Source organism: Streptomyces stelliscabiei (assembly GCF_014873495.1).
Taxonomy (GTDB): Bacteria; Actinomycetota; Actinomycetes; order Streptomycetales; family Streptomycetaceae; genus Streptomyces; species Streptomyces bottropensis.
Window position 1 is genome coordinate 7,704,253 of sequence record NZ_JADBGF010000001.1, and the last position, 16,942, is coordinate 7,721,194.

Sequence of the window (16,942 nt, forward strand, 5' to 3'; positions counted from 1 at the left end):
CTTCCCCAGACTGCCCCGCGCCGTAGCCGGACGCGAGCCGTACTCTGGGGCCCATGCAGACCTCGTCGGACCGGCACGAGTACCCCGCCCACTGGGAGGCCGACGTGGTGCTGCGCGACGGCGGCACCGCACGCGTCAGGCCCATCACCGTCGACGACGCCGAGCGTCTGGTCAGCTTCTACGAGCAGGTCTCGGACGAGTCGAAGTACTACCGCTTCTTCGCGCCGTACCCTCGCCTGTCCGCCAAGGACGTCCACCGCTTCACGCACCACGACTTCGTGGACCGGGTGGGGCTCGCCGCCACGGTCGGCGGCGAGTTCATCGCCACCGTACGCTACGACCGGATCGGCGCCGACGGCATGGCCGCGTCCGCCCCCGCCGACGAGGCGGAGGTCGCCTTCCTCGTCCAGGACGCCCACCAGGGCCGCGGTGTGGCCTCCGCTCTCCTCGAACACATCGCCGCCGTCGCCCGCGAGCGCGGCATCAGACGCTTCGCCGCCGAGGTGCTCCCCGCCAACAGCAAGATGATCAAGGTGTTCACCGACGCCGGGTACCAGCAGAAGCGCAGCTTCGAGGACGGTGTCGTCCGCCTGGAGTTCGGCCTGGAGCCCACCGACCGCTCCCTGGCCGTGCAGCGCGCCCGGGAACAGCGGGCCGAGGCCAGATCCGTCCAGCGTCTGCTCGCCCCCGGCTCGGTCGCCGTCATCGGCGCCGGGCGCGCGCCGGGCGGGGTGGGCCGCGGCGTCCTCGCCAACCTGCGGGGCGCGGGTTTCACCGGACGGCTGTACGCGGTGAACAGGGCCCTCGGCGAGGACGAGAAGGAGATCGACGGGGTGCCCGCGCACCGGTCCGTCACCGAGATCGAGGGGCCCGTCGACCTCGCGGTCGTCGCCGTCCCAGCCGCGTACGTCCCCGAGGTCGTCGCCGAGTGCGGCGAGCACGGTGTGCAGGGGCTCGTCGTCGTCTCCGCCGGGTACGCCGAAAGCGGCCCCGAGGGGCGCGAGCGCCAGCGCGAACTGGTGCGCCAGGCGCGCACGTACGGCATGCGCATCATCGGACCGAACGCCTTCGGGATCATCAACACCGCCCCGGACGTACGGCTCAACGCCTCACTCGCCCCCGAGGCACCGCGCTCCGGGCGCATCGGCCTCTTCGCCCAGTCCGGCGCCATCGGGATCGCACTGCTGTCCCGGCTGCACCGGCGCGGCGGAGGGGTCACCGGTGTCACGGGCGTCTCCACCTTCGTGTCGTCGGGCAACCGCGCCGACGTCTCCGGGAACGACGTCCTGCAGTACTGGTACGAGGACCCGGACACCGATGTCGTCCTCATGTACCTGGAGTCCATCGGCAACCCGCGCAAGTTCACCCGTCTCGCCCGGCGCACGGCGGCGGTCAAGCCGCTCGTGGTCGTGCAGGGCGCGCGCCACGGCTCCGCGCCCCAGGGGCACGCCGTGCCCGCCACCGAGCTGCCCCACACCACCGTGTCCGTGCTGCTGCGGCAGGCCGGGGTGATCCGGGTCGACACGATCACGGAACTGGTCGACGCGGGGCTGCTGCTGGCCCGGCAGCCACTGCCCGCGGGGCCCCGGGTGGCGATCCTCGGGAACTCCGAGTCGCTGGGGATGCTCACGTACGACGCGTGTCTCTCCGAGGGGCTGCGGCCGCTGCCCCCGCTCGACCTGACGACCGGGGCCTCGGCACGGGACTTCCACGCGGCGTTGTCGCGGACGCTCGCCGACGACTCGTGCGACGCGGTGGTGGTGACGGCGATACCGGCGCTGGGAGAGACGTCGCCGGGGGACGCGGCCCTGGCGGAGGCGCTGCGGTCGGCCGCCGCCGCGAATCCCTCGAAGCCGGTGCTCGTGGTGCACGTCGAGCTGGGCGGCCTGGCCGAGGCGCTGTCGGCCGCGGCCAGCACGGCACCGCAGGCCGGCGACAGGACGCCCGGCGCCGAGGGCGGTACCGAGGGCGGCTCCGACCTGTTCCGCCCAGCGCAACCAGCGCCCACCGCAAGTCAGGAGACGACCGCAAGCCAGGAGACGGCAGAGGCGACCGCGTCTCCCTCGGAGCGGGCCGGCTCCCGGCTCATCCCGGCCTACCCCGCCGCCGAGCGGGCCGTCCGCGCCCTCTCCGAGGCCGTGCACTACGCGCAGTGGCGACGGGAGGCGGCGGAGCCGGGACGGGTGCCCGCGTACGAGGACATCGACGAGAAGGGCGCGGCCGAGCGGATCGACGCGCTCCTCGCCACGGGCGAGGGGCTCACGCTCGGCGCCGAGGAGGCGGGCGCGCTGCTCGGCCGGTACGGCATCCACCTGCGGCAGGCGCGGCCCGCCCCCACGCTCGACGAGGCGGCACGGGCGGCCGAGGCCCTCGGCTATCCCGTCGCGCTCAAGACGACGGCCCCGCACCTGCGGCACCGGGCCGATCTCGGCGGTGTACGGCTCGACCTGGCGGACGAGGAGCAACTGCGCCGGGCGTACACGGAGTTGACCGAGCTGTTCGGGAGTCCGGCGGAACTGCGCCCGGTCGTGCAGGGCATGGCCCCGCGCGGAGTCGACACGATCGTCAGGAGCGTGGTGGACCCGGCGGCCGGCGCCGTGCTCTCGTTCGGGCTCGCCGGGCCCGCGTCGCAGCTGCTCGGCGACATGGCGCACCGCCTGATTCCGGCCACCGAACGGGACGCGGCCTCACTGGTCCGATCGATCCGGACGGCACCGCTCCTCTTCGGCTGGCGGGGCTCGGCCCCCGTGGACACGGACGCGCTGGAGGAGCTGCTGCTGCGGGTCTCCCGGCTGGTCGACGACCATCCCGAGGTCGTGGCGGTCTCCCTCGAACCCGTCGTGGTCGCCCCGCACGGCCTGAGCGTCCTCGGCGCCACCGTCCGGCTCGCCCGCCCGCCCCTGCGTGACGACCTCGGCCCGAGGACGCTTCCGGTCTACTGACGGACCCGCCGCCACGAGCCGACGACGGCCCGCGCCCCCACCCGGCGCGCGCCGCACAGCCCACCCGGTGCCCCCGCACTGCCCACCCCGTGCGGGGGGCCGCCCGTCCCGCCGTGCGACGGCGCGCGCACCGCGTGCGGACGGCGCACGGCTGCCCGCATTGATCCGTCCACGACAGAACAGAGACGGCAGAGCGGTCCCTCGCAGTCAGTGCGCCACCGTAGGATGGACATCATGGCCAAGACCAGTACGACGACCCAGGGGCTGCGTGCGGCGATCGAGCGCAGCGGCTACTACCCGGCCCTCGTGGCCGAGGCGGTGGAGGCCGCTGTCGGCGGCGAGGCCATCAAGTCGTACCTGGTCCACCAGGAGACGACGTTCGACGCGAACGAGGTGCGGCGGCATGTCACCGTCCTCGTCCTCACGGGCAACCGCTTCATCGTGAGCCACACCGACGAGCAGGCGGCGGACACCACCTCGCCGACGCCGTACGCCACGACGTCGACCGAGTCGGTGAAGATCGGCCGGATCTCGTCGGTCGTGCTCAGCCGTGTCGTCGCCAACCCGGAGTCGTACACGCCGGGCACCCCGCCCCGCGAGGTCGTCCTGACCATCGGCTGGGGCGCCGTCTCCCGCATCGACCTGGAGCCCGCCGCCTGTGGCGACCCCAACTGCGAGGCGGACCACGGCTACACGGGCAGCTCGACGGCGGACGACCTCAGCCTGCGCGTCAGCGAGGCCGGGGACGGCCCGGAGACCGTGCGCCAGGCCCTGGCGTTCGCGCAGTCCCTCTCCGAGGCGACCGCGGACACCGCCCGCTGATGGCGCTGCCCACCTGGGACGACCCGCAGCCGCTGGCCCTCGGCTCGGCCCCCGTCCCCGAGTACGGCGCCGGCTCGCTCGCGGATCTCCTGCCCACCCTCGCGGCCGGCATGGGGATCCCCGGGACGACCGCGTCGATATCGGAACTGACCGCGGCCGACCGCGCCTGTGTCTTCCTGGTCGACGGCCTGGGCTGGGAGCAGCTGAAGGCGCACCCGGACGAGGCGCCCTACCTGACCGCGCTGCTGGCCTCCTCGCGCGGCGGCACCGGTCGCCCCATCACCGCGGGCTACCCGGCCACCACCGCGACCTCCCTCGCCTCCGTGGGCACGGGCCTGCCCCCGGGCGCACACGGGCTGCCCGGCTACACGGTCCGCAACCCGCAGACGCGGGAGCTGATGAACCAGCTCCGCTGGCAGCCCTGGACGTCCCCGAGCGAGTGGCAGCCCTACCCCACGATCTTCCAGCTCGCCGACCGGGCGGGTGTGCACACCGCCCAGGTCACCTCCCCGGCCTTCCAGAACACCCCGCTCACCAAGATCGCGCTGAGCGGCGGCACCTTCCACGGCCGTCTCTCCGGCGAGGACCGCATGGACGTGGCCGCCGCGCAACTGGCCGCCGGGGACCGCGCGCTGGTCTACACGTACTACTCCGAGCTGGACGGCGCCGGCCACCGCTTCGGCGTCGACTCGGACGCCTGGCGCGGCCAGCTCATGCACGTCGACCGGCTGGTCCAGCGCCTGGCCGAGCAACTCCCGCCCCGCACCGCGCTGTACGTCACCGCGGACCACGGCATGCTCGACGTCCCGTTCGACGAGCAGCACCGCATCGACTTCGACGAGGACTGGGAGCTGCGCGCCGGGGTCGCCCTGCTCGGCGGCGAGGGCCGGGCCCGCCATGTGTACGCCGTACCGGGCGCCGAGTCGGACGTCCTGACCTGCTGGCGCGAGGTGCTGGGCGAGCAGTTCTGGATCGCCTCGCGCGACGAGGCGATCGCGGCGGGGTGGTTCGGACCGCGGATCGACGAGCGCGTGTACGCCCGCATCGGCGACGTGGTCGCGGCGGCACACGACGACGTCCTGATCATCGCCTCCGAGCGGGAACCCAAGGAGTCGGCGATGGTCGGCAACCACGGCTCGATGACCCCCGTGGAGCAGCTGGTCCCCCTCCTCGAAGTACGCTCCTGAGGCACCTCGCCCGTCCGTCCGTCCGTTCGCCCGCGCCCGTCCACCCCGCCCCTCGCTGTCCATGCCGAAAGGTGCTCAACTCACCATGCCCGAGCTGGTGTTCTTCTCCGGAACCATGGACTGCGGGAAGTCGACGCTGGCCCTCCAGATAGAGCACAACCGCTCGGCGCGCGGCCTCCAGGGCATGATCTTCACGCGTGACGACCGCGCGGGCGAGGGCAAACTGTCGTCACGGCTCGGCCTGGTCACCGACGCCGTCGAGGTCGAGGACGGACAGGACCTCTACGCCTACCTCGTCGACCATCTCTCCCAGGGCCGCCGCGCGGACTACGTGATCGCCGACGAGGCCCAGTTCCTCGCCCCCGAACAGATCGACCAGCTCGCCCGCGTCGTGGACGACCTGGGCCTCGACGTGTACGCCTTCGGCATCACGACCGACTTCCGCTCCAAGCTGTTCCCCGGCTCCCAGCGTCTGGTCGAGCTGGCCGACCGCGTCGAGGTCCTCCAGGTGGAGGCCCTGTGCTGGTGCGGCGCCCGCGCCACCCACAACGCCCGCACCATAGGCGGTCAGATGGTCGTCGAGGGGGCCCAGGTGGTCGTCGGCGACGTCAACCAGCCCGACGACATCGGCTACGAGGTCCTGTGCCGTCGTCACCACCGCCGCCGTATGACGGCGGCCTCCGCCCACGCGAGCGCCCTCGCCCCGGACGTCCTGCCGGTCGAGACGGTCTGAGCGGGTCGGCGGGCGCCGCCCGGGATCACCCGATCGTGTGACGGGCCGAGCAGGCGGCTCAGCGCTCCGTGTGCACCACGGCGAACTTCGCGCCCTCCGGGTCGGCCAGCGTGGCCACCGGCCCGTGCGGGGTGTCGTGGACCGGGTCGAGGACGCGTCCGCCGAGTTCGATGACGCGGTTGGCGGCCTCGTCGGGGTCGCTCACCTCGAAGTAGGTCAGCCAGTGGGGACCCCGGTCGCGAGGCAGCGCGCCGCCGACGCCGTGGATGCCGGCGACGGAGCGGCCCTCGACGCGCAGGGTGACGTAGTCGTCGTCGGCGGAGACCACCGGCTCCTCCTCGTACCCGAACGTCGTCTCGTAGAACTTGGCGACCAGCGAGCTGTCGACGGTGAGGAGTTCGTCCCACGCCGGGGTGCCGGGCACGCCGGTGATGTCCGCGCCGAGATGCTCCGCCGCCTGCCACACGCCGAAGACGGCTCCCGCGGGGTCGGAGGCGATCACCAGCCGGCCCGCCTCACCGGCGTCCAGCGGACCGACGCCGACGGTGCCTCCGCAGTGCCGTACGGTCTCCGCCGTCCGGTCCGCGTCGTCCGAGGCGAAGTACGGCGTCCACGCGATGGGCAGATGGCGGTCGGGCGGAAGCTGTCCGATGCCCGCCACCTGGCGCCCGTCGAGCAGTGCCCTTACGTACGGGCCGAGCTGCTGGGGGCCGGGCTGGAACTCCCAGCCGAACAGCGCCCCGTAGAAGTCCTGGGTCGTGGCCATCCCGTGCACCATCAGGCTCACCCAGCAGGGTGTGCCCGGTGGATACGCCGTGCCGCTCAGGCCGGCCGACCCCCGTGCCTCGGTCATCGTCACTCTCTCCTCGGCCCCTCGCGGTGGCCGTGTCCGTCTCTCCTCGGCCCCTCGCGGTGGCCGTGTCCGTCCGCCCTCCGTACGTGTACCGCGTCCGCGCGCGATCACGCCCCGTGCCGATGCTCGCACCAGCCGTAGCGCCAGGGCCCGCGCCGCACCGCCGAGCGAGGCGTACGTGCGCGAGGATGCCCGACGATCCGGTACCCGCCGCCGTCCGCGTCGCTGCCGTGCGGTGTCCCTCGGCCGTACGGCATGTGTCCGATCCCGTACTGCCGGTGATCGGCACCGTCGGCGGGCAGAGTAGCCGGACCCGGGCGACACGGCCACTCCGTGCGCGAGGATGGAGCCATGAACGCCATCATCTCCGCCTCCGACCTCGCCGGCGAACTGGCGGGACCCCGTCCGCCGGTCCTCCTGGACGTCCGCTGGCAGTTGGGCGGCCCGAACCAGCGGCCCGAGTACGACAAGGCGCACCTCCCGGGAGCCGTCTTCGTCGACCTGGACGCCGAACTCGCCGGTCCGGCGGGTTCCGGCGGCCGCCACCCGCTGCCCGACACCGACGCCTTCGGTGCTGCGATGCGGGCGGCCGGGGTCGGCGCCGACCGCCCCGTCGTCGTGTACGACGGCGGGCTCAACTGGGCCGCCGCGCGCGCGTGGTGGCTGCTCCGCTGGGCGGGTCACCCCTCGGTACGGGTCCTGGACGGCGGCCTGGCGGCCTGGGAGGGCCCCCTGACGGCCGAGATCCCGCGGCCCCAGCCCGGCACCTTCGAGCCTGCCCCCGGCGCGCTGCCGCTGCTCGACGCGGACGGCGCCGCCGAGCTGGCCCGCACCGGACTGCTCCTGGACGCCCGGGCCGCCGAGCGCTACCGCGGCGACGTGGAGCCCATCGACCCGGTCGGCGGCCACATCCCGGGCGCGCTGTCCGCCCCCACCACGGAGAACGTGACCGAATCCGGCCGCTTCCGCTCCGCCGCCGAACTCGCCGACCGCTTCAAGGGATTCGGCGCGACGGCCGAGTCCGAGGTCGGCGTCTACTGCGGCTCCGGGGTCTCCGGCGCCCATCAGGTGCTGGCGCTGGCCGTCGCGGGCATCCCGGCGGCCCTGTACGTGGGCTCGTGGTCGGAGTGGTCCCGGGACGGGAGCCGTCCGGTCGCCACCGGGCCCGACCCCCGGTGAGTCACCGCTGACGCAAACGCCGTGGGGCCCGCGTCTGAACGACGCGGGCCCCACACACGTATGAATGACCGATCCTGCTCCAACAAAAAACACCAGCACACACCACCAGCGAAACCATCAGCGGAGACGCAGACAGGACACCGCCGGAGACACAGACGAAGAAACGCATCCAGCGAGAACGACCGGTCCGACTCCCCACCGTCGTGGGCCCGCTACTCCTGTTTCTTGCGCCGCGTACCGAAGACGATCTCGTCCCAGCTCGGCACCGCCGCGCGACGGCCCGGACGGACGCCGTCCGCCTCGGCCTGGCGGTCGGTGGCGCCGACGAGCCGGTCGCGATGGCCGTTGACCGACCGCGGCATGAGGACGTCCGCGTAGGCGGAACCGGCCGAGGCCGCGGGGGCCGCGGACTCCTCCTCCGCCACCTCCTCGACGGAGACGGACGAGGACTCCTCCTGCGGTTCCACGGAGGGCAGTTCGGGCACCACCAGGTCGCCCCGGTAGCTCGGGACGGCCTCCAGGATGCTGGTGAGCGAGTCGCGCTCGCTCACCAACTCGTCGTCGGACTCCGAGGGCGGGGGTAGGGCGGGACGTTCCGCCTGGCGGTCCAGGGGGCGGTCACGGGGCAGCCGCGCGATCCTCGGCACGAACGGGAAGCTCGGCTCGGGCGTCCCGAGGTCGTCGGACTCGCCGATCAGCGAGCGTGCCTCGTCGTCGACGGCCTGGACGAGCCGTCGGGGCGGGTCGTACGTCCAGCTCGCCGAGTGCGGTTCGCCCGCGACGCAGTACACCAACAGGACTTCCCAGGTGCCGTCGTCGCGGCGCCAGGAGTCCCACTGGACGGTGTCCTTCTCGGCGCCGCGCAGCAACAGGCGCTCCTGGACGGCCTCACCGAGCTGGGGTCCGGCGGCGTTCTCGCCGGGGCGGCGGACCGGGGTCTTGCGGGCCCGCTCGGCCATGAAGGCACGCTCGGCGAGGACGGGACCCTCGAACCGGCGGACCCGGTCGACGGGGATGCCGGCGAGCTGCGCGACCTCCTCGGCCGTGGCACCCGCGCGTATCCGCGCCTGGATGTCACGGGGGCGGAGATGGCTCTCCACCTCGATCTCGATCTGACCGAGGCGTGGACGGTCGCCGCGCACGGCGGCACGCAGCCGTTCGTCGATCGGAAGCGTGTACTCCGTGGAATCGGCAGCCTTCAGCACCAGCCGTGTGCCGTCATTGGAGACGGCCACGACACGCAGTTCGGGCATGGGGACCTCCCGGGTGGTGCCTGCCGACGTCACGTGCGTCGCTGCTTCCGCTAGTCGAGTGTGGCCTGCCCGGGTGCAGCCTGCCACAACCTTGCCGAGTTGCCCGGCGTGTCGGGCGTGAGCCCGAGGTCGCCGTTATGGCACGGTTATCAATTCGCAACGCTAAGTGACGAACCTCATCACCCTGTGCAACGATCCCCCTCCCGGCGGTCCTCGAAGGCCCCGGACACCCTGGCGGGAGTCCGGACCCAGGGCTCGCAACAGTACTCCATTCGGGCCACTTGCGTGGATCGGCACGCCGCCCAACTTCTCACGCCGGACGTCGATCCGGCGTGGGAACAGACCTTTTCGTGACCTCGGGAGGGACGCCCTTCACACGATCGACGACAACCGCCGGACGCGCTACGCGCCGAGCACCCGGCGCAAGTAGTCGTTCTGGAAACGCCGTTCGGGGTCGAGCCGGTCACGCAGCGCGGTGAACTCGCCGAACCGCGGGTAGACCTTGGCGAAGTAGTCCGTGTCGCGCGTGTGCACCTTGCCCCAGTGCGGCCGCCCCTCGTGCGCGGTGAAGATCCGCTCGGCTGCGGTGAAGTACGCCTGATAGGGCGTGCCCTTGAACATGTGCACGGCGACGTAGGCGCTCTCGCGGCCGGAGGCGGTGGAGAGCGTGATGTCGTCGGCCGGCGCGGTGCGCACCTCGACCGGGAAGCTGACGCGCAGCTTCGAACGGTCGACCATCGCCTTGAGTTCACGCAGCGTGTCCACCAGGGCCTCGCGCGGCACGGCGAACTCCATCTCCACGAACCGCACTCGGCGCGGAGAGGTGAAGACCTTGTAGGGAATGTCCGTGTAGGTCCGCGCGGACAGGGCGCGGCTGGAGATCTGCGCGATGGTGGGGATGGTCGCGGGGACCGCCTGGCCGACCCAGTTGGCCACCTGGAACACGCCGTTGGAGAGGAACTCGTCCTCGAACCAGCTGTTCAGCTGCGGTACGGGCTTCTCGGGCCCCGCGCTGCGGTTGTTGCGCTTGGTGTTGGTGTTGCCGGTGTGCGGGAACCAGTAGAACTCGAAGTGCTCGTTCTCGGCGTGCAGTTCGTCGAACTCGGCCATCACCCGCTCGAACGGCATCGGTTCCTCGCGAGCCGTGAGCAGGAAGATCGGCTCCACGGCGAAGGTGATCGCGGTGACGATGCCGAGGGCGCCGATGCCGACGCGGGCGGCGGCGAAGACGTCCGCGTTCTCCGTCGGCGAGCAGGTGAGGGTCGAGCCGTCCGCGGTGACCAGTTCCAGGCCCCGGATCTGGGCGGCGATGGAGGCCGAGTCCCGGCCGGTGCCGTGCGTTCCGGTGCTGGTGGCGCCGGAGACCGTCTGCTCCATGATGTCGCCCATGTTCGTGAGCGACAGGCCCTCGCGGGCGAGGGCCATGTTGAGCCGCTTGAGCGGGGTGCCCGCGGCGACCGTGACGGTCATGGCCTCACGGTCGATCCTGCGTATGCCCGTCAGCAGTTGGGGACGGATCAGCACACCGTCCGTGGCGGCCGCCGCCGTGAAGGAGTGACCCGTGCCGACCGCCTTCACCCGGAGGTCGTCCTCGGCGGCCTTCCGCACGGCCGCGGCGAGCTCCTCGACGGTGGCCGGGGTGACCTCCCGTACGGGCCGGGCGGTGACGTTCCCCGCCCAGTTACGCCACGTGCCGCTCTTGCCGATCACTGTGGTGCTCATGGGGCCCTCCCCGCCTTGGAGCCGGCCTGCGCAGCCGGCGGTACCCGAGGAAACCCACCGCGACCGCGACGGCTCCGGACGCCGCCGGAACCACGTACCCCGCCTTCGCCCCGGCGGCGTCGATCACCCAGCCGGAGACCGAGGAGCCGAGCGCGACCCCGACCGCGAGTCCGGTGCTCACCCAGGTCATGCCCTCGGTCAGTTGCGTGCGTGGTACGTGCTCCTCGATCAGGGACATCGTCGTGATCATCGTGGGTGCGATGGACAGTCCGGCGACGAAGAGCGCCACGGCCAGGAACGGCAAGTTTCCGACCAGTAGGAGGGGGATCATACTCACGGCCATGCCGCACACGCCCATCAGCCACCGTCGTTCCGCCGCCCCGCCGAAGCGCACCAGCCCGAAGACGATGCCCGCGGCGCAGGAACCGGCCGCGTAGAGGGCCAGGACGACGCTGGCGGCGGCCTTGTGGCCCCGCTCCTCGGCGAAGGCCACGGTGACCACGTCGACGGCCCCGAAGATCGCCCCGGTCGCCACGAAGGTGGCCACCAGGACCCGCAGTCCGGGCGAGCGCAGCGCCGAACGGCGCCTGTCGTGCCGCGCGCGCGGGTGCGGCGCCGGCTCGGTCGCGCGCTGGGCGGTGAGCCAGAAGACGCCGGCCGCCAGGAAGCAGGCGGCGAGGAGCGGGCCCGCCTCCGGGAACCACGCGGTGGAGAGCCCGATGGAGATGATCGGCCCGAAGATGAAGCAGATCTCGTCGACGACCGACTCGAAGGAGTACGCGGTGTGCAGCTGAGGGGTGTCCCGGTACAGGGCCGCCCAGCGCGCCCGGGTCATCGCCCCGAGGCTCGGCACACACCCGATGCCCGCCGAGCAGACGTAGAGCACCCAGTCCGGCCACGCGTAGTGCGCGGCGAACAGCAGCGCGGCCGCCGCGGTCAGCGCGACGAGGGTCGCCGGGCGCAGCACCCGGCGCTGTCCGTACTGGTCCACCAGCCGGGAGATCTGCGGGCCGAGCACGGCGGCGGACAGCGCGATGGTCGCCGACAGCGCGCCCGCCAGGCCGTACCGTCCGGTGAGCTGGGAGATCATCGTGACCACGCCGATGCCCATCATGGACAGCGGCATCCGGCCGAGCAGACCCGCGGCGGTGAAACCCCTGGTGCCGGGGGCGGCGAACAGGGCGGTGTAGGGGCTGGGCACGGGGTCTCCGGTCGGTCCGGTCCGCGGAGGAGAAGGTTCCTCGTAAGGCGTGACTGTGGTCGATACAGCTTACGGGTGAGGTGACCCTCGGTCATCCTCGGACGTGGGCCGGGATCCCGGTCGCCCGCGCCGGGTGGCAGGATCGAAGACATGCCACACGCGCACGACGCCACCCCCTACGACGCCCTGCTCCTGCTCTCGTTCGGCGGCCCGGAGGGCCCGGACGACGTGGTCCCGTTCCTGGAGAACGTGACACGGGGGCGCGGCATCCCCAAGGAACGCCTCAAGGAAGTCGGGCAGCACTACTTCCTGTTCGGCGGGGTCAGCCCCATCAACGGCCAGAACCGCGCCCTGCTCGACGCCCTGCGCAAGGACTTCGCCGAACACGGCCTGGACCTGCCGGTCTACTGGGGCAACCGCAACTGGGCGCCCTATCTGACCGACACGCTGCGTGAGATGGTGGCCGACGGCCGCCGCCGCGTCCTCGTCCTCGCCACCAGCGCGTACGCCTCGTACTCGGGCTGCCGCCAGTACCGCGAGAACCTCGCCGACTCGCTCGCCGCCCTGGAGTCCGAGGGCCTTGAGCCCCCGAGGATCGACAAGATCCGGCACTACTTCAACCACCCGGGCTTCCTGGAGCCCATGATCGACGGCGTCCTGCGGTCGCTCGCCGACCTCCCCGAGGACGTCCGTGACGGCGCGCACCTCGCCTTCTGCACGCACTCCATCCCGAACGCCTCGGCGGACACCTCCGGCCCGTCCGAGGACCACGGGGACGGCGGCGCCTACGTCGCCGAGCACCTGGAGGTCTCGCGGCTCATCGTCGACGCCGTGCGCGAGCGGACCGGGGTCGAGCACCCCTGGCAGCTCGTCTACCAGTCCCGCTCCGGCGCCCCGCACATCCCGTGGCTGGAGCCCGACATCTGCGACCACCTCCAGGAGCGGCACGAGTCCGGGGCCCCGGCCGTCGTGATGGTGCCCATCGGGTTCGTCTCGGACCACATGGAGGTCCTGTACGACCTCGACACCGAGGCCATGGCCAAGGGCGAGGAACTGGGGCTGCCGGTCCGCCGGTCGGCCACCGTGGGCGCCGATCCGCGGTTCGCCGCCGCCGTCCGCGACCTCGTCCTGGAGCGCGCCGCCGTCGAGCGGGGCGACGACGTCGCACCCTGCGCCCTCGGCGCACTCGGCGCGAGCCACCACCTGTGCCCGGCCGGCTGCTGCCCGGCCCGCGCCCCCCGACCCGCCGCCGCGGGCGTCGACAGCCCGTACGCGTGAGGAGCACCGTGAACGACCAGACAGAGCGCCCGGACGGCCTGCGGGCCGAACTGCTGGAGATCGCCCTGGACGCGGCCCACCGCGCGGGAGCCTTCCTGCGCGACGGCCGCCCCGCCGACCTCGGCGTGGCCGCCACCAAGTCCAGCGCGGTCGACGTCGTCACCGAGATGGACATCGCCTCCGAGAAGCTGATCACCGGCCTGCTGGCCGAGCGCAGGCCGCACGACGGCGTGCTCGGCGAGGAGGGCGCCAGCGTCGAGGGGACCAGCGGCGTCCAGTGGGTGATCGACCCTATCGACGGAACCGTCAACTACCTCTATGGCCTGCCCAGTTGGGCCGTGTCCATCGCCGTCCGGGTGGACGGCGAGACGGTCGTGGGCGTGGTCCACGCCCCGGAGCGCGGCGAGACCTTCCGGGCCGTCCTCGGCGAGGGCGCGTACCTGAACGACCGCCCCGCGCGCGTGCGCCCCGCCCCGGAACTGGCGCTGGCCCTCGTCGGCACCGGTTTCGGCTACCGGGCCGAGCGGCGGGCCAGGCAGGCCGACGTGCTGCGCGAGCTGATCCCGCACGTGCGGGACATCCGACGCGGCGGCTCGGCCGCGATCGACCTGTGCGACGTGGCCGCGGGCCGCCTGGACGCCTACTACGAGCGCGGTCTCAACCCCTGGGACTACGCGGCGGGCGACCTCGTCGCCCGGGAGGCGGGCGCCCTGACCGGTGGCCGCCCCTCGGAGCCCCTCTCGCCCGAGCTGACCGTCGCCGCCCCACCCGCCCTCTTCGAGGTCCTCCAGACCCGCCTGGAGGACCTCGGGGCCTGGCACGACTGACACGCGCCCGGCGCAGAGCAGCGGGCCCCCGGCCTGGATCTGGCGGGGGCCCGCTGTGGTGCGTAGGGCTGGTAGGTGGGCCGGGAATGCGGACGCCTAGGCGCCGACCTCCACACCGTGGTCGGCGGCGAGGCGGCGCAGGTCGTCGAGTTCGCCCTGCTCGACCTCGGCGAGGAAGTCGTCGCCCTCGTCGCGTGCCCTGGTCAGGTCGGACTCGGTCGTCCTTATGCGCTGCAGAAGTCCTGCGGTGAATGCGTCCATGCTGCGCCCCCTCGTCCTGGGTCGTGGGTCGGTGGCACGGGGGTGTGCCGTTCGGAAGGGGCGATCACGTCTCCTGTGGGTGCCCGGCGCTGCCCTGCCGGGCGGCGACGGTGCCGGACACACACGCCCGCTCTGCGGAGAAGCGGATTGCCGCGTACCGCATGGTGGTGCGGCACAAGCGGAGCGTGATCGCGGGGTGTAAAGCCGTCCTCCCCCCGGTCCTTCCGACGGAAACCTCAACCGAACGAAAAAATCCCGTATTCCCGGCCGTGCCCCCGCGGCCTTCCTGCCCGGTGGTCGCCTTACCGCCGACTTACGGCCGAAAAAGGCAGGATGGAGGTCACACACCCACGAACACCCTGCCCGTGTGCGCCTTCGGCGCGCTACGCGGGTGGACACAGGAAGGACAAGCGACGTGCGCGTACTCGTCGTCGAGGACGAGCAGCTGCTCGCCGATGCGGTGGCCACCGGACTGCGCCGGGAGGCCATGGCCGTCGACGTCGTGTACGACGGTGCGGCAGCCCTGGAACGCATCGGCGTCAACGACTACGACGTGGTCGTCCTCGACCGCGATCTCCCCCTCGTCCACGGCGACGACGTCTGCCGCAAGGTCGTCGAGCTGGGGCTGCCCACGCGCGTGCTGATGCTGACCGCGTCCGGCGACGTCAGCGACCGCGTCGAGGGCCTGGAGATCGGCGCCGACGACTACCTGCCCAAGCCGTTCGCCTTCAGCGAGCTCATCGCGCGCGTACGGGCCCTCGGCCGGCGGACGAGCGTGCCGCTGCCGCCCGTGCTGGAGCGCGCCGGGATCAAGCTCGACCCCAACCGCCGCGAGGTCTTCCGCGACGGCAAGGAGGTCCAGCTCGCCCCCAAGGAGTTCGCGGTCCTGGAGGTGCTGATGCGCAGCGAGGGCGCCGTCGTCTCGGCGGAGCAGCTCCTGGAGAAGGCCTGGGACGAGAACACCGACCCGTTCACCAACGTCGTGCGCGTGACGGTCATGACACTGCGCCGCAAGCTCGGCGAACCGCCGGTCATCGTCACCGTGCCCGGCTCCGGCTACCGGATCTGATCCGCCGTGGCTCCCACCCCCGCGCCGCCCCAGGCGCCCCCGAAGCCCACCTGGGACCCCCGGCGGGCGCAGAACCCGCTCCCGTGGCTGCGCCCGACCATCCGGATACGGCTCACGCTGCTGTACGGCGGCATGTTCCTGATCGCCGGGATCCTGCTGCTGTCGATCATCTACCTGCTGGCCGCCCAGGCCGTGAGCACCGGCAACACCCCGGTGTTCAAGATCGAGGGCGGCACGAACATCAGCGTCTCCAGCAACATCTGTCCCGCCGTCGACGCCGACACGGCCCCGACCAATCTCAAGCTCGACGACTTCAACACGGCGATCGCCGCGTGCATCGACCACGAGCGCCAGGTCGCCCTCGACACGCTGCTCAGCCGCTCCCTGCTGGCGCTGCTCGGGCTCGCCGTCATCGCGTTCGCCTTCGGGTACGCCATGGCGGGGCGGGTGCTCGCACCGCTCGGCCGGATCACCCGTACCGCGCGCGCCGTGGCCGGCTCGGACCTGTCCAGGCGTATCGAGCTGGACGGCCCGGACGACGAGCTGAAGGAGCTGGCGGACACCTTCGACGACATGCTGGAGCGGCTCCAGCGGGCCTTCACGGCCCAGCAGCGGTTCGTCGGCAACGCCTCGCACGAGCTGCGGACGCCGCTCGCGATCAACCGCACCCTGCTGGAGGTGCACCTCTCCGATCCGGGCGCACCGGCCGAGCTGCAGCAGCTGGGCAAGACGCTGCTGGCCACCAACGAGCGCAGTGAGCAGCTCGTCGAGGGTCTGCTGCTGCTCGCCCGCAGCGACAACCAGATCGTCGAACGCAAGCCCGTGGACCTCGCCGAGGTCGCCTCCCAGGCCATCGACCAGGTGCGCTCGGAGGCGGACGCCAAGAAGGTGGAGATCCGCGGCGAGTGGGCCCCCGCGGTCGTCCAGGGCAACGGCGTCCTGCTGGAGCGGATCGCCCTGAACCTGGTCCAGAACGCCGTCCGGTACAACGTGCCGGGGCCGGGCGGCTGGGTGGAGGTCACCACGGAGCTGCAGCACGGACAGGCGGTCCTGGTCGTCACGAACACCGGGCCCGTGGTCCCGGCGTACGAGATCGACAATCTTTTCGAGCCGTTCCGGCGGCTGCGTACGGAGCGCACGGGCAGTGACAAGGGCGTGGGCCTCGGCCTGTCGATCGTCCGGTCCGTGGCCCGTGCGCACGGCGGCCATATCGCCGCCCGGCCACGAGAGGGAGGCGGACTCGTGATGCGCGTGACCCTGCCCGTCTGAGAAAATGACCCCGGTTTCCAGGGCGTGTTCGCTTTGCGCGGAATTTCCTGGGTACCTGATCGAAACGGTCGTGCACGACCGATGTGTGATCGATCACATGGGCGAATTTCCAGCCATATACCGAGAGTGATCATGTGGCCGCCGGAAAGCCGGGAAAATCCGGGTTTTCGGGGGTTGGGATCACGGGAAGTACATGCTGAAGCGCCTTTGATATGCAGCCTCAGGACCGTGTACGGTCCCGTTCGCCATCCAAGCCGATCACTCTCGAGGGATCCGGTTGGGTGTCGATTGAGTAACAGACCTTGATGTGAGGCAAAATCTCCGCCTCAGGTCGGGCACAAGTCCG

14 protein-coding genes are annotated in these 16,942 nt (G+C 72.1%); 9 read left to right on the forward strand and 5 right to left on the reverse strand.

The genetic code is table 11. The annotated features are described in order from the left end of the window. Nucleotides 1-53: 53 nt before the first annotated feature. The 4 genes from H4687_RS34100 to H4687_RS34115 all read left to right on the forward strand — a co-directional run bounded on the left by H4687_RS34100 (nt 54) and on the right by H4687_RS34115 (nt 5,684). Nucleotides 54-2,942, forward strand: coding sequence for a bifunctional acetate--CoA ligase family protein/GNAT family N-acetyltransferase (locus tag H4687_RS34100; RefSeq protein ID WP_046915423.1), 2,889 nt, complete (start codon nt 54-56; stop codon nt 2,940-2,942). Between the two features lie 234 nt (nt 2,943-3,176). Continuing rightward, nucleotides 3,177-3,764, forward strand: a complete 588-nt coding sequence (locus H4687_RS34105; protein WP_020114135.1) for a DUF5998 family protein — start codon at nt 3,177-3,179, stop codon at nt 3,762-3,764. Further along, nucleotides 3,764-4,951, forward strand: a complete 1,188-nt coding sequence (locus H4687_RS34110) for an alkaline phosphatase family protein (protein ID WP_046917983.1) — start codon at nt 3,764-3,766, stop codon at nt 4,949-4,951. The genes H4687_RS34105 and H4687_RS34110 overlap by 1 nt, the downstream gene beginning before the upstream one ends. Nucleotides 4,952-5,036: 85 nt before the next feature. Continuing rightward, on the forward strand, nt 5,037-5,684 hold the full coding sequence (locus H4687_RS34115) for a thymidine kinase (protein ID WP_046917982.1): 648 nt from the start codon (nt 5,037-5,039) through the stop codon (nt 5,682-5,684). Between the two features lie 58 nt (nt 5,685-5,742). Here the strand turns inward: H4687_RS34115 and H4687_RS34120 are convergent, their stop codons facing one another. Next, the gene (locus H4687_RS34120) at nt 5,743-6,537 is read right to left on the reverse strand and encodes a VOC family protein (RefSeq protein WP_046917981.1); all 795 of its coding nucleotides are present in this window, start codon (nt 6,535-6,537) and stop codon (nt 5,743-5,745) included. A gap of 351 nt (nt 6,538-6,888) precedes the next feature. Here H4687_RS34120 and H4687_RS34125 point away from each other — a divergent pair, with 351 nt between their 5' ends. After that, nucleotides 6,889-7,716, forward strand: a complete 828-nt coding sequence (locus H4687_RS34125) for a sulfurtransferase (RefSeq protein ID WP_046917980.1) — start codon at nt 6,889-6,891, stop codon at nt 7,714-7,716. Between the two features lie 212 nt (nt 7,717-7,928). On the opposite strand, the gene sepH is transcribed toward H4687_RS34125, so the two are convergent. The 3 genes from sepH to H4687_RS34140 form a co-directional block, all read right to left on the reverse strand. After that, nucleotides 7,929-8,969 (reverse strand): septation protein SepH, encoded by a 1,041-nt coding sequence (gene sepH / locus H4687_RS34130; RefSeq protein ID WP_046917979.1) that lies wholly within the window; start codon nt 8,967-8,969, stop codon nt 7,929-7,931. A gap of 402 nt (nt 8,970-9,371) precedes the next feature. Further along, entirely contained in the window at nt 9,372-10,691 is a 1,320-nt protein-coding gene (locus tag H4687_RS34135; protein WP_046917978.1) for a D-arabinono-1,4-lactone oxidase, read from the reverse strand. Next, complete coding sequence (locus H4687_RS34140) at nt 10,651-11,892, reverse strand: MFS transporter (protein ID WP_046917977.1); 1,242 nt, start codon at nt 11,890-11,892, stop codon at nt 10,651-10,653. The genes H4687_RS34135 and H4687_RS34140 overlap by 41 nt, the downstream gene beginning before the upstream one ends. A gap of 150 nt (nt 11,893-12,042) precedes the next feature. Here H4687_RS34140 and H4687_RS34145 point away from each other — a divergent pair, with 150 nt between their 5' ends. Both H4687_RS34145 and H4687_RS34150 read left to right on the forward strand, forming a co-directional pair. Beyond that, nucleotides 12,043-13,170 (forward strand): ferrochelatase, encoded by a 1,128-nt coding sequence (locus tag H4687_RS34145; protein ID WP_046917976.1) that lies wholly within the window; start codon nt 12,043-12,045, stop codon nt 13,168-13,170. Nucleotides 13,171-13,178: 8 nt separating this feature from the next. Continuing rightward, nucleotides 13,179-13,997, forward strand: a complete 819-nt coding sequence (locus tag H4687_RS34150) for an inositol monophosphatase family protein (RefSeq protein ID WP_046917984.1) — start codon at nt 13,179-13,181, stop codon at nt 13,995-13,997. A gap of 96 nt (nt 13,998-14,093) precedes the next feature. Here H4687_RS34150 and H4687_RS34155 read toward each other — a convergent pair whose 3' ends face one another. Next, entirely contained in the window at nt 14,094-14,258 is a 165-nt protein-coding gene (locus H4687_RS34155; RefSeq protein WP_005481595.1) for a hypothetical protein, read from the reverse strand. A gap of 415 nt (nt 14,259-14,673) precedes the next feature. Here H4687_RS34155 and H4687_RS34160 point away from each other — a divergent pair, with 415 nt between their 5' ends. Then, nucleotides 14,674-15,327: a response regulator transcription factor gene (locus H4687_RS34160; protein WP_046917975.1), complete on the forward strand. Its 654-nt coding sequence runs from the start codon at nt 14,674-14,676 to the stop codon at nt 15,325-15,327. Nucleotides 15,328-15,333: 6 nt separating this feature from the next. Continuing rightward, nucleotides 15,334-16,596: a sensor histidine kinase gene (locus H4687_RS34165; RefSeq protein ID WP_046917974.1), complete on the forward strand. Its 1,263-nt coding sequence runs from the start codon at nt 15,334-15,336 to the stop codon at nt 16,594-16,596. Nucleotides 16,597-16,942: the final 346 nt, after the last annotated feature.